Here is a 10,546-nt window from a genome sequence, read left to right as displayed (position 1 = left end):
GAACGAGTCCGGCCAGCGGCGGTCCCAGGACCGCGGCAGCGGCGGGCCGTCCGGCGCCACGTTGCGGGGCGGCAACTCGGCCCGGCCGAGGGACGCGGCACGATCCAGCGCCTCCAGCCAGCGGGCCTCGTAGCGGGCGGCGATCCGGTTCGAGAAACCACGGACCGAGCGCAGGTCGGCCCGGTTCAGCCGGGTCTTGTGCTGGGTCTCCATACGGCCGGCGAGTTCTGTGATCGACCGGTCGGCGACGACCCGTCCCGGCGCGCGGTCCTCCGCGGCGGCCAGTTCTTCGCGTACCAGCCACAACTCCCTGACCACGGCGAGAGCGGCCGGGGAGTGCAGCGCGTGGAGGCCGGAGGTGCGTCGCCAGGGGTCCTTGCGGGCGTGCGGCCCGTCGCTGGCGTGTTCGGCGAGGTAGGCGAACTCCTGGTGCGCCCAGTCGAGCTTGCCCGCGGCGGTGAGCCGCTCGATCATCCACTCGCGCAGCTCGGTGAGCCGCTCCACGTCGAGCGCGGCGTAGGCGAGCCAGTCCTCGGGGATCGGCCGGCGTGACCAGTCGGCGGCGGAGTGCTCCTTCAGCAGGGTGATCCCGATCGCCTGCTCCATCAGCGCGCCCAGGCTGACCTTCGGCAGACCGAGCAGCCGGGCGGCGAGCTCGGTGTCGAACAGGTGCGTGGGCAGAAAATGCACCTCGGCCAGGCACGGCAGGTCCTGGCTGGCGGCATGCAGGATCCACTCCGCGTCGGAGACCTCTTCTGCGAACTCGTGGAAGTCCGCGCGCGGACGGCCCTCCTCGAAGGCGGTCGGGTCGATCAGGTGCGTGCCGGCTCCCTCGCGCCGCACCTGGATCAGGTAGGCCTTGGCGGAGTAGCGGTAGCCCTGGGCGCGTTCGGTGTCGATCGCGAGCGGCCCGGTCCCCGCGCGCAGGGCCGCGCGGGTGCTGGCCAGTGCCTGCGGCGTGTCCACGACATCGGGGATGCCGTCCGCGGGCAGCATGAGGATCGGGTACCCCTCCTCCGGGGCGGTCACCTCAGCCATGAACCCGAACGGCGAGGTGCGATCGGCACGACGCCGTCGGGCAGGGGGGGCAACCCGGCGGTGAGGCACAGCAACTCCGACCACGCGCGCAGGTGACGCACGACGTCGTCGGAGGAGGAGACGGACGGTGTCCAGGACGCGCGAAGCTCGATCTCCGCCCGCGGCGGATCGGTGGCGATGCCTCCGAACGAACGGCTCGACACCGCGGTGACCGTGCCGCTGGGCGAGGCGTAGGTGGCCTGGTTGCGCTCCAGGGCGTCGAGCAACCACGACCAGCCGACTTCGGTGAGCAGCGGATCGGCCACCATCTCCGGGTCGACGTCCGCCCTGGCGTAGGTGACGCAGCGGAAGTCGCCGTCCCAGGAGGCGCTGCCGGCCGGATCGTGCAGAAGGACGAGGCGTCCGCTGCCGAGTTCGTCCTCGTCGATCTCGAGGTCGGCGCTGATCGCGACGGCGTACGGGGCGATCTTCTGCGGCGCGGGGATCTCCTCGACCGTCAACTCGGGCCGCCAGGACATGCCGAGGATCGCCTGCACCGCTGTCTCGAACAGCGGCGGCATGCTCGGTTCACGGCGGGCGGCCACGTCCCCGAGAGTACTCATCTCCCGTGGTCAAGGCGGGCTTGGCGCGCCGTCAGGCCGGCTCGAAATCGAGAGACACCGAGTTGATGCACCAGCGTTCGTCGGTGGGCGTGTCGTAGCCCTCCCCGGTGAACACGTGGCCCAGGTGGGAGTCGCAGGACGCGCAACGGACCTCGGTGCGGGGGTGCATGGGCAGGCTGCGGTCCTCGAGCAGCCGGACCCGGTCCGCGGCGGCCGCGGTGTAGAAGGACGGCCACCCGCAGTGGGAGGCGAACTTGTTCTCGCTGCGGAACAGCTCCGCGCCGCAGGCCCGACACCGGTAGATCCCTGTGGCGGTGGTGTCGGTGTACTCGCCGGTGAACGGCGCCTCCGTCCCGGATTCCCGCAGTACCCGGTACTCCAGCGGCGTCAGCTGGGCGCGCCATTCCTCGGGGGTCTTGATCACCTTCAGTTCCATGGGATCCTCCTGTTCAGCAGTTCTACGCTCGGCCGGCGACCCGCGTTCACCGCGCGACGGACACTAGCCTGACGCTCATGGCGACGCAGGCGGAAGTCCTGGACATCGACGGGCGCGAGGTGCGCATCTCCAGCCCGGACAAGCCCTACTTCGCCGACCTCGGCCTCAACAAGCGGGGGGTGGTCGAGTATTTCCGCAGCGTCGGGCCGGGCATCGTCGCCGCGCTCAGGGACCGGCCCACGGCGATGGAACGGTGGCCGGGCGGGGTCCGCGAGGACGTGGTGGTCGCCACGCGGGCCGACGGCAGGGGAGAGGCGTTCTACCAGAAGCGGGCTCCGGCCAACACCCCCGAGTGGGTGCAGACCGCCGAGGTCCGGTTCCCTTCGGGCAGGACGGCGGTGGAGGTCGCCCCGCACGACCTGGCCAGCGTGCTGTGGATGGTGAACCTGGGCACGGTCCGGTTTCATCCGTGGCCGGTCCGGGCGGCCGACACCGACGCGGTCGACCAGTTGCGGATCGATCTCGACCCCCAGCCCGGCGTCGACTTCGCAACGACCGTGCGTGCGGCCCTGGAACTGCGGCGGGTACTGGCCGACGCCGGACTGGCGGGATTCTGCAAGACCAGCGGCGGGCGCGGCGTGCACGTCTTCGCCCCGATCGAAGGCTCGGACTTCATCGACGCGCGGCACGCGGCGATCGCGGTCGGACGCGAGCTGGCCCGGCGGCTGCCGTCCGCCGTGACCGTGAACTGGTGGAAGGAAGAGCGCGGCGAGCGCGTCTTCGTCGACTTCAACCAGATGGCCAGGGACCGTCTGATGACCTCCGCGTACTCGATCCGACCCACCCCGCGGGGGCTGGTGTCGGCCCCCCTCGACTGGGACGAGCTGCCGTCGGTGCAGCCGTCGGACTTCACCGTTGTGACCATGCCCGCCCGGTTCGCCGAGCGCGGCGACGTGTGGGCGGTGCTGGACGCCACCCCGCCGGGTTCCCTCACGACGGCGCTGGAGTGGTATGCCCGGGACTCGGCGAAGGGGGAGGGCGAGCTGCCCTACCCGCCGGAGTACCCGAAGATGCCGGGCGAGCCGCCCCGGGTGCAGCCCAGCAAGAAGAACGCGGCGAACTGGGAGTGATCAGGCCGGCTGCAGCTGCAGGACGGACGCCGCCACGGCGGTGACCTCGTCGAGGAACGGGTTCGCGTCCTCGCAGGAGAGGGTGGTCTCGGCGAACGTGACGATGAAGGCGCGATGGAAGAGGGCTCCGACCAGGGCGTTGCCGATTCCCTCGGCGGGGGAGTCGGGTCGGACCCGGCCGAGACGCTGCTCCTCCCTCAGGTAGCCGCCAACCGCCCGGGAGAGCAGATCCGGCACCGGCGCGGCATCCTTGCGGGCCGCCCGCAGCCGCGGGTCGGCCCAGAACACGATCTCCAGCGGCATCGCGGCGAGGAAGTAGCGCAGCACGTCGGCAGCCTGGCTGCGGAGGTTGCCGAGCACGGTGCCTGTCCCGGCCAGCCCCCTGATCCGCGCGCCCAGGTCCTCCTGACGGGGAATTCGCTCGGTCGCCACGGCGATGCACAGCGCGGCCTTGCTGCGGAAGTAGATGTAGAGCGTGGGCTCGGTGAGCTGGGCCTGCGTCGCGATAGCCTTCGTGGTAAGGCCCTTGGAGCCGTCGCGAAGAAGCACGGCGACGGCCGCGTCGAGAATGCGGTCACGTGTGCTCTCGGCCATGGCACCTCCGCGAACGATGCTACCGGATACGCAGATTTGCTACCTAGCCAAGGTTAGTGTTCACTAGCTATCGACCCCAGCCGCTGCGGAACGGATCCCGAGGACCCAGGGCTCACTTGCCCGGGACGCTCCCGGTCCCCCGTGCGACGCAAGGCCGTCCACCCCCGCTTCATGCACCACAACCCTTGGGGACTGCGCGGAACCGCCAGCCTCCGCAACCGAAGATTGGAACGATTCGATATGAAGAGAAGCGCCCTCGACAGGCTGGTGTCCTGGATGGGCCTCGCCCTGGCAGCCGTGATGCTGATCGCCGGTGGCCTGCTGGTCTTCGCCAGCTCATTCGTCAACGCGCAGGTGGCCGACCAGCTGTCCGCCCAGAAGATCACGATGCCGACCTCGGACTCCTACTCCTCGCTGTCCCAGGCCGACCAGGACGCGCTGGCGCCGTTCGCCGGCCAGCCGCTCACCAACGGAGCGCAGGCGAAGGCGTTCGCCGACCACTACATCCAGGCTCACATGAACGCGGCCAGCGGCGGCAAGACCTACGAAGAGGTCAGCGGGGAGTACACCGCGATGAGCAAGGACACCAACGCCGACCAGGACGAGCTGGCGAAGCTCGGCGCGCTGCGCCAGACCCTGTTCATGGGCAACACCCTGCGCAGCATGCTGCTCACCGCCTACGCCTTCGGGACCATGGCCACCGTGGCCCTGATCGCTGCGGTGGTCGCCTTCGTCGGCGCCGTGGTGCTCGCCGTGCTGGCCATCCTCGGCCTGCGTCACGCCAGGACCGCCGAGGGCGAAGCGCTGGCCTGACCAGCCGCTGGGGCGTGAGAGAGGCCTGGCCCTCTCGAACGACCGGTGGTGCGAACGGCGGCGGGGACCAGGCGTCCCCGCCGCCGTTCGACGTTCCGGGGAGGATGGCGAACCGTCCTGTCCGGCCTGGCGCTCCGCCCACCCTCCTCCCGGGTGAACGCTCGCCTCGCCTCGTCGTACGGTCCAGCAGCGCTCAGGCGTTGCCCGCCAGGACCTCGGCGAGGTCGTAGCCCACGACTTCCTCGAGTTGGGCGAAATTGCAGGAGTCGGGCTCGCGGTCGGGTCGCCAACGCCGGAACTGCGCGGTGTGGCGGAACCGGGTGCCCTCCATGTGCTCGTAGCCGACCTCGGCGACCCGCATCGGCCAGATCAGGTTGGTCTGCCTGATCTCGGCGCTCCACCGGCTGACCGCGCCGGGCCGGCGTCCCTCGATCCCGACGCTGCTCCACGGATGGTCCGAGGGTCCCGACGGCAGCGTGACCGGTTGGAACTCGGCAGCCAGCTCGGCGCGGCGGGCCACGGGGAAGGCCGCGGCCACCCCCACGAAGTGCAGCACGCCGTTCTCGTCGTACAGGCCGAGCTGGAGGGAGCCCAGCAGCGGCCGTTCGGGCGTGGAGTTCTTGTGCTCCCGCCAGCCGGCGACGACCACGTCGGCCTCCCTGGCGTGCTTGATCTTCACCATGGCGCGTCTGCCAGGCTCGTAGGTCCCCTCGAGGGGCTTGGCGACCACCCCGTCGAGCCCGGCGCCCTCGAACCGCGTGAACCACACCCGGGCCACCTCGATGTCCTGCGTGATCGGGGTGAGGTGGATCGGCGGCTCGCTGTGGGCGAGCGCGCGCTCGAGGAGTTCACGTCGCCGGAGGAACGGAAGGCCGGTCAGGTCGCTGTCGTCGAGGGCGAGCAGGTCCCAGAACACGAGGGATGCCGGCGTGGTCGCCGAGAGCAGGTCGATCCGCTTCTGGGCGGGGTGGATCCGTTCGGTCAGCCGGACGAAGTCCAGGCAGTCGCCGTTCACCACGACGAGCTCTCCGTCGAGAACACAGCGCGGCGGGGTGGACTCCTGGACGGCCCGGACCACCTCAGGGAAGTACATCGACAGGTCCCGGCCGTTGCGGCTGATCAGGGCGACGTCGTCGTTCTCGCGGAAGACGAGGCAGCGGAACCCGTCCCACTTCGGCTCGTAGGCCATGCCCGGCGGGATGGTCGCCTGCGAGCGGGCCAGCATCGGCGTCAGCGGCGGGCGCAGCGGGAGAGACATTCGCTCATCTTGGCACCATTTCGGGCGGACCCGGTCCAGACTGTGGCCATGAGTTCGAAGAAGAGCGCGGCCCCGGTGCCGTTGTCCGAACACCTGCGGTTGCCGCTCGGGGCGGTCGACCTGGCCGACCTCGATCCGTCGGCCACGCCCGGCTATCCCGGCAAGGGCAAGTCGGATGCGCCGGAGTGGATCGCCGCACTGGCCCCTGAACTCTCCGACCTGCAGGAGATGCTGTTCGCGGCCGGTCGCAGCGTCCCGGAGAGGGCACCGAGGGCGCTGGTGGTGCTGCAGGGCATGGACACCTCGGGCAAGGGGGGAGTGATCCGGCACGCGATCGGCCTGGTCGATCCGCAGGGTGTGGACCTGACCTCGTTCAAGGCGCCCAGCGCCGAGGAGCGCAGGCACCACTACCTGTGGCGGATCCGCAATGCCTTGCCGGGGGCGGGCAAGATCGGCATCTTCGACCGCTCCCACTACGAGGACGTGCTCGTCGTGCGGGTGGACAGCCTCGTACCGGAGGACGTCTGGAGCAAGCGCTACGACGAGATCAACGAGTTCGAGGCCGAACTCGTCGCCGGCGGCACCCGGCTGGTCAAGTGCATGCTGAATGTGTCGTTCGAGGAGCAGAAGGCGCGGCTCGCCGAACGGCTGGCCAACCCGACCAAGTACTGGAAGTACAACCCGGGGGACGTGGACGCGCGCAAGAAGTGGCCGGCGTACATGGAGGCGTACGCCGCCGCACTGGAGAAGTGCAACACCGAGGCGGCGCCGTGGTACGTGATCCCCTCGGACCGGAAGTGGTACCGCAACTGGGCGGTGGCCGAGCTGCTGCGGGAGACCCTGGCCGGCATGGGCCTGGCCTGGCCGGCCGCCGAGTTCGACGTCGCGGCTGAGCAGAAGCGCCTCGCCGAGAGCTGAGTGCAGGGCTCGCCCCGGACATCGTCTGGTCCGTGCCCGCGAGCGGGTGCGGCCGGAGTGATCGCGTGCGGGTCAGGCAGGGCCGGCCGGAGCCCCGGACGCCGGGTCGGGCTCCATCATGAATTCCCAGGTGAGGCCGTGGCCCATCACCACCAGCAGGATCAGCGCGACCGATGCCGCCTGCAGCGGGGTCGCGCCGATCACGCCCGCCACCGGCGGCGCCACCGCGATCAGCAGGATCAGCAGGTACACGACCGCGACGATCCAGCGAAATCGCCGGAACGGCCCCCTGGTGCCGCTGCGGTCGACGGAGACCAGCCGCAGGGTGGTGAGGAGCCCGACGACGGCGGCCACGGCGAAGCTGCTGCGCCAGACCAGCGGGTTGCCGGCATCCACCTGCGCGAAGGTGCTCATCAGCCCGGGCAGCAGGAACGACAGGTACACCCCGCCGGCCAGCTTCCGTCGACCGGGGTCGACCTTCCATTCGGAGTGCCGTTCGATCACCGTCCACCACAGCCCGACCAGGGTGAAACAGGTCACCGACATCAGCGTGTAGAAGTCCGCGAGGTCCATGCCCCACGGTCGCGCCGCCCGGCCGGGACCGTCCACCCCGGGCCCGGCAGCATTCTTGCCCAGCGGGTGTCCGGCCGGTTCCGGTTCAGGCCGGTTTCTGGTGAATCACGTCATCGGGAAGGCGCATGTTGTGCGTATGTTCCCGCGCGAGCCACGTGCACCATCCTCGATGAGTTGACCCATGCCCATCACGAGATCGCACCGCTTGACCCCGTGCTTCGGGCACGCGAAGAGCTGACTGTGGACCTGATCGTCGCTCGTGCGCTGATCGAGATCCACCCCCTCGGCGAGGCGCTCGCTTGGGCCCGGTGCGCCTCCGAGGCGGCTGACGAGTTTGGGTGGACGAGGCAACCCTCGTGACCCGCCTGAACTACCTACACCCGCCGAGCGGGCCTACCTGAATCGACGATTGGAGCACGATGACCACACCGACTGCGAAGATCCTGCTCGATGCCGCGCTGTCCCAGGACTGGCCTGCGTTGCGTGTGACGACTGGGATCAGTGCCCCTCGGCTCACGCAGATGGCCCGCGGGCTCCTCGATGATCCGGAGGTGATCGCGCAGTGTCCGGTCGAGTGTGCGCAGCTACGTCGGCGCCGGGATGCGGTGCGCGAGTTCAGGTCCTCCAGACTCGGAGTTTAGCCCCCCTGACTTGTCAGTTTAGCCAGGCTAAACTAGAGTCATGACGAAGCCGATGAAGTACCGCGAACTCGCCAACCTGCTGCGGGAAGCGGGCTTCACCAGCCGCGAAGGCAAGGGCGACCACGAGGTGTGGCGCAACGGGTCGGTGACCGTGACCATCGTCACCGCTCGCGTCGTCTCCCCGGGGGTTGTCCGGGACGCGCTCAAAGCCATCGAGAGGAGCAGGGCATGAGCATCACCGTGCGGGCCATCCGCTGGGAGCACGGCTGGGAACTGGAGATCGACTCCGACCACCACACCCAGTCCGCGACTCTGGCCGACGCCGAACAGCAGGTGCGCGACTACCTCGAGACCGCAGGTATTGAAGCATCGGGCATCGTCATCGTGCCTGAACTCGGGCCCCTCGGCGAGGAGGTCGCGGCGGCGCGCGAGGCGACCAGCGCCGCAGCCGCAGCATCCGTGTCGGCGGCGAAGCGGTCCAGGGAGGCCGTCAGGCAGCTTCGCCGCGCCGGCTACTCGGTGAACGACTCCGCGGCCATCCTCGGAGTGTCGAAGGGGCGGATCTCCCAGCTCGCCAAGGAGGCCTAGCGATGGGGGTCACTGACCTGTGGGTGTCGTCGCGCACCGGCGAGAAGACGAAGCGGTACGGCGTCGGGATGCGCTACCGGGTGCGTGCCGGGCCACCCGGCGAAGCAGTTCCGGGGTGAAGGCTGCCGCCAAGGACTACGAGGGCTGCCTGCGTGGGGTGATGGACATCGCGGTCACGCTGTGCCTGGTCGACGCCAACCCGTGCGCGAAGATCAAGCTGCGGCCGGCCGTCCGGAGGGATCCGCGGTTCCTGGCGGTGCCCGAGGTGCGCAAGCTCGCGACCGCGACGAAGATGTCCTCGATGGTGTGGCTGCTGTCCACGACCGGCCTGCGGGTCGGGGAGTGCTGCGCCCTGAACGTCGTCGACGTGGACGCGGGTCGCGGGCGGCTGCGGGTCCGGAAGTCCAAGAAACGGCACGGCGCGACGTCCCGGTCCCGACGTCGGTGCTGAAGATGCTCGACCTGACGCGGGAGAAGGGTGAGCCGCTGTTCACCTCGCCTCGCGGCAAGCGGATCGGGGTCGCGAACTGGCGCCACAGGACCTTCACGCCGGCCGCGGAGAAGATCGGCATGCCGGATCTGCACGTCCACGACCTGCGGCACACCGCCGCGTCGCTGATGATCGCATCCGGGGCGACCCCCAAGGATGTGCAGCGATCGCTCGGGCACAAGTCCGCGGCGGTCACCCTGGACATCTACGCGGGGCACTGGGACGGGGCCCTCGACCAGGTCGCCGGACGCATGGACAAGATGGTCGACTGACGGCGTGTCGGGGCTCTGGGCAGTACGTTTCCAGCAAGACCGAGAAGACGCCGCCCGAGCGTCACCCCTCGTCACGTGATTTGTACTGAGTAAGACCGCCTCGTCTCACATGGGTCTACTACGGCACTCATGCACCCACCCGAAGGAGGGCGCGAAAAGGCCCCGTACTAGGCTGTTCGTTTCTGAAATGCCTAGTCCGGGGCCTGTGGGCGACACTGGGATCGAACCAGTGACCTCTTCCGTGTCAGGGAAGCGCGCTACCGCTGCGCCAGCCGCCCGAGGTGGAGACGGGATTTGAACCCGTGTACACGGATTTGCAGTCCGTTGCCTCGCCTCTCGGCCACTCCACCGGCAAGAGCCGGTCTCGTCCGTCGATCATTGAGACCTTCTCCGAGCGGACGACGGGATTCGAACCCGCGACCCTCACCTTGGCAAGGTGATGCTCTACCAACTGAGCCACGTCCGCAGTGCTTCTCACCCCGTTTCCGGCGCGAGTGCGAGAGCAACCATAACCCAGCCGTCGACCACGCCGCAAAACGAGGCCGGGCGGGGCCCGGAACGCCTCAGGCGCCGGTCGGACGCGGCTCCCGGTGCAGCCACAACAGCAGCCCCAGGATCGGCAGGGGCACCAGGAAGGCCAGCCGGAGGTCGACCACGAGGGCCAGTCCCGCCAGCGCGGTGGGCGCCACCGTGATCGCCGTCCCGGACGCGAGCGCGCCCAGCGACGTGCCCAGTTCGGGCCGCAGCCCGGGCGTCGCCATCAGCCTGGCCAGCGTGATCGGGTAGAGAGTCGCGATCCCCAGGCCGGCCAGGAGTTGGCCGAACCCCACCAGTGGCCACGTCGTTGCCGCCACGACCACGACCACGCCGGTCGCGGCGAGGGCCGCACCCACGACCACCATCGGGAACCGCGCGATCAGGCGTGGGCCGATCAGGCGTCCCGCCGCCATGCCCACCTGGAACGACGCACCGACCACCGCCGAGAGACTTGCGTCCAGGCCCGTCGCCGTCAGGCGCGCCACGCCCCACACGACGAAGGCGAACTCGGCCGACACCGCGCACACCAGCGCCAGCCAGCGGCGCAGGACCGTGCGCCACCCCGCCGTCGACCGCGCCGCGACCGGCCCGGTGGCCGGAGCCGCCTCGATCCGTCGGGCGGCGACCAGCAGCGCCACCACGGCCGCCACGATCAG

The 10,546-nt window shown here is 69.9% G+C and carries 14 protein-coding genes, 3 tRNA genes and 1 pseudogene; 8 read left to right on the top strand and 10 right to left on the bottom strand.

Features of this window, described 5'->3' with window-relative positions; translation table 11 throughout:
• From QM633_RS04860 to msrB, 3 genes are all read right to left on the bottom strand, one after another.
• A partial coding sequence (locus tag QM633_RS04860) for an HRDC domain-containing protein (RefSeq protein ID WP_415152599.1) occupies positions 1–1,038 on the bottom strand: 1,038 nt, incomplete at its 3' end.
• Positions 1,026–1,640, bottom strand: a complete 615-nt coding sequence (locus QM633_RS04855) for a DUF3000 domain-containing protein (RefSeq protein ID WP_415152598.1) — start codon at positions 1,638–1,640, stop codon at positions 1,026–1,028. The genes QM633_RS04855 and QM633_RS04860, both read right to left, overlap by 13 nt.
• A 31-nt stretch (positions 1,641–1,671) precedes the next feature.
• A complete protein-coding gene (gene msrB / locus QM633_RS04850) occupies positions 1,672–2,076 on the bottom strand; it encodes a peptide-methionine (R)-S-oxide reductase MsrB (protein ID WP_415152597.1) in 405 nt (134 codons plus the stop codon).
• Between the two features lie 77 nt (positions 2,077–2,153).
• Here msrB and QM633_RS04845 point away from each other — a divergent pair, with 77 nt between their 5' ends.
• On the top strand, positions 2,154–3,206 hold the full coding sequence (locus tag QM633_RS04845) for a DNA polymerase domain-containing protein (protein WP_415152596.1): 1,053 nt from the start codon (positions 2,154–2,156) through the stop codon (positions 3,204–3,206).
• Here the strand turns inward: QM633_RS04845 and QM633_RS04840 are convergent, their stop codons facing one another.
• Positions 3,207–3,800 carry a TetR/AcrR family transcriptional regulator gene (locus tag QM633_RS04840; RefSeq protein WP_415152595.1) on the bottom strand — a complete coding sequence of 198 codons (594 nt, stop codon included), beginning with the start codon at positions 3,798–3,800 and terminating at the stop codon, positions 3,207–3,209.
• Positions 3,801–4,040: 240 nt separating this feature from the next.
• Here QM633_RS04840 and QM633_RS04835 point away from each other — a divergent pair, with 240 nt between their 5' ends.
• Positions 4,041–4,613, top strand: coding sequence for a hypothetical protein (locus QM633_RS04835; RefSeq protein WP_415152594.1), 573 nt, complete (start codon positions 4,041–4,043; stop codon positions 4,611–4,613).
• 193 nt (positions 4,614–4,806) lie between these two features.
• On the opposite strand, the gene QM633_RS04830 is transcribed toward QM633_RS04835, so the two are convergent.
• The gene (locus QM633_RS04830; RefSeq protein WP_415152593.1) at positions 4,807–5,871 is read right to left on the bottom strand and encodes an ATP-dependent DNA ligase; all 1,065 of its coding nucleotides are present in this window, start codon (positions 5,869–5,871) and stop codon (positions 4,807–4,809) included.
• A 48-nt stretch (positions 5,872–5,919) separates the two neighbouring features.
• Here QM633_RS04830 and QM633_RS04825 point away from each other — a divergent pair, with 48 nt between their 5' ends.
• Entirely contained in the window at positions 5,920–6,789 is an 870-nt protein-coding gene (locus tag QM633_RS04825) for a PPK2 family polyphosphate kinase (protein ID WP_415152592.1), read from the top strand.
• Positions 6,790–6,861: 72 nt separating this feature from the next.
• Here QM633_RS04825 and QM633_RS04820 read toward each other — a convergent pair whose 3' ends face one another.
• Positions 6,862–7,362 carry a hypothetical protein gene (locus QM633_RS04820; RefSeq protein WP_415152591.1) on the bottom strand — a complete coding sequence of 167 codons (501 nt, stop codon included), beginning with the start codon at positions 7,360–7,362 and terminating at the stop codon, positions 6,862–6,864.
• A 419-nt stretch (positions 7,363–7,781) separates the two neighbouring features.
• Here QM633_RS04820 and QM633_RS04815 point away from each other — a divergent pair, with 419 nt between their 5' ends.
• The 5 genes from QM633_RS04815 to QM633_RS04795 all read left to right on the top strand — a co-directional run bounded on the left by QM633_RS04815 (position 7,782) and on the right by QM633_RS04795 (position 9,353).
• Positions 7,782–8,003, top strand: a complete 222-nt coding sequence (locus QM633_RS04815; protein ID WP_415152590.1) for a DUF3263 domain-containing protein — start codon at positions 7,782–7,784, stop codon at positions 8,001–8,003.
• Positions 8,004–8,043: 40 nt separating this feature from the next.
• The gene (locus QM633_RS04810; protein WP_415152589.1) at positions 8,044–8,235 is read left to right on the top strand and encodes a type II toxin-antitoxin system HicA family toxin; all 192 of its coding nucleotides are present in this window, start codon (positions 8,044–8,046) and stop codon (positions 8,233–8,235) included.
• A complete protein-coding gene (locus tag QM633_RS04805; protein WP_415152588.1) occupies positions 8,232–8,591 on the top strand; it encodes an antitoxin HicB in 360 nt (119 codons plus the stop codon). The genes QM633_RS04810 and QM633_RS04805 overlap by 4 nt, the downstream gene beginning before the upstream one ends.
• Positions 8,592–8,706: 115 nt before the next feature.
• Positions 8,707–9,042, top strand: coding sequence for a tyrosine-type recombinase/integrase (locus QM633_RS04800; RefSeq protein WP_415152587.1), 336 nt, complete (start codon positions 8,707–8,709; stop codon positions 9,040–9,042).
• Positions 9,043–9,044: 2 nt separating this feature from the next.
• Complete coding sequence (locus tag QM633_RS04795; protein WP_415152586.1) at positions 9,045–9,353, top strand: tyrosine-type recombinase/integrase; 309 nt, start codon at positions 9,045–9,047, stop codon at positions 9,351–9,353.
• A gap of 206 nt (positions 9,354–9,559) precedes the next feature.
• Here QM633_RS04795 and QM633_RS04790 read toward each other — a convergent pair.
• From QM633_RS04790 to QM633_RS04775, 4 genes and pseudogenes are all read right to left on the bottom strand, one after another.
• Positions 9,560–9,631 (bottom strand) — tRNA-Val (locus tag QM633_RS04790).
• Between the two features lies 1 nt (position 9,632).
• Positions 9,633–9,703 (bottom strand) — tRNA-Cys (locus tag QM633_RS04785).
• A 43-nt stretch (positions 9,704–9,746) separates the two neighbouring features.
• Positions 9,747–9,819 (bottom strand) — tRNA-Gly (locus QM633_RS04780).
• Between the two features lie 97 nt (positions 9,820–9,916).
• Positions 9,917–10,546 (bottom strand): annotated as a pseudogene (locus QM633_RS04775) (MFS transporter); the annotation flags it as partial.

Origin of the sequence: Propionicimonas sp. (genome assembly GCF_047606205.1) — a bacterium.
Lineage (GTDB): Bacteria > Actinomycetota > Actinomycetes > Propionibacteriales > Propionibacteriaceae > Propionicimonas.
The sequence above is the reverse complement of the archived record's forward strand: the minus strand, read 5'-3'. Positions and strand labels throughout refer to the sequence as shown.

What these genes read in the sequence shown, in the direction of transcription:
- QM633_RS04855 (WP_415152598.1), bottom strand. Translation starts at nt 1,640, where the DNA reads ATGAGTACTCTCGGGGACGTGGCCGCCCGCCGTGAACCGAGCATGCCG.
- msrB (WP_415152597.1), bottom strand. Translation starts at nt 2,076, where the DNA reads ATGGAACTGAAGGTGATCAAGACCCCCGAGGAATGGCGCGCCCAGCTG.
- QM633_RS04845 (WP_415152596.1), top strand. Translation starts at nt 2,154, where the DNA reads ATGGCGACGCAGGCGGAAGTCCTGGACATCGACGGGCGCGAGGTGCGC.
- QM633_RS04840 (WP_415152595.1), bottom strand. Translation starts at nt 3,800, where the DNA reads ATGGCCGAGAGCACACGTGACCGCATTCTCGACGCGGCCGTCGCCGTG.
- QM633_RS04835 (WP_415152594.1), top strand. Translation starts at nt 4,041, where the DNA reads ATGAAGAGAAGCGCCCTCGACAGGCTGGTGTCCTGGATGGGCCTCGCC.
- QM633_RS04830 (WP_415152593.1), bottom strand. Translation starts at nt 5,871, where the DNA reads ATGTCTCTCCCGCTGCGCCCGCCGCTGACGCCGATGCTGGCCCGCTCG.
- QM633_RS04825 (WP_415152592.1), top strand. Translation starts at nt 5,920, where the DNA reads ATGAGTTCGAAGAAGAGCGCGGCCCCGGTGCCGTTGTCCGAACACCTG.
- QM633_RS04820 (WP_415152591.1), bottom strand. Translation starts at nt 7,362, where the DNA reads ATGGACCTCGCGGACTTCTACACGCTGATGTCGGTGACCTGTTTCACC.
- QM633_RS04815 (WP_415152590.1), top strand. Translation starts at nt 7,782, where the DNA reads ATGACCACACCGACTGCGAAGATCCTGCTCGATGCCGCGCTGTCCCAG.
- QM633_RS04810 (WP_415152589.1), top strand. Translation starts at nt 8,044, where the DNA reads ATGACGAAGCCGATGAAGTACCGCGAACTCGCCAACCTGCTGCGGGAA.
- QM633_RS04805 (WP_415152588.1), top strand. Translation starts at nt 8,232, where the DNA reads ATGAGCATCACCGTGCGGGCCATCCGCTGGGAGCACGGCTGGGAACTG.
- QM633_RS04795 (WP_415152586.1), top strand. Translation starts at nt 9,045, where the DNA reads ATGCTCGACCTGACGCGGGAGAAGGGTGAGCCGCTGTTCACCTCGCCT.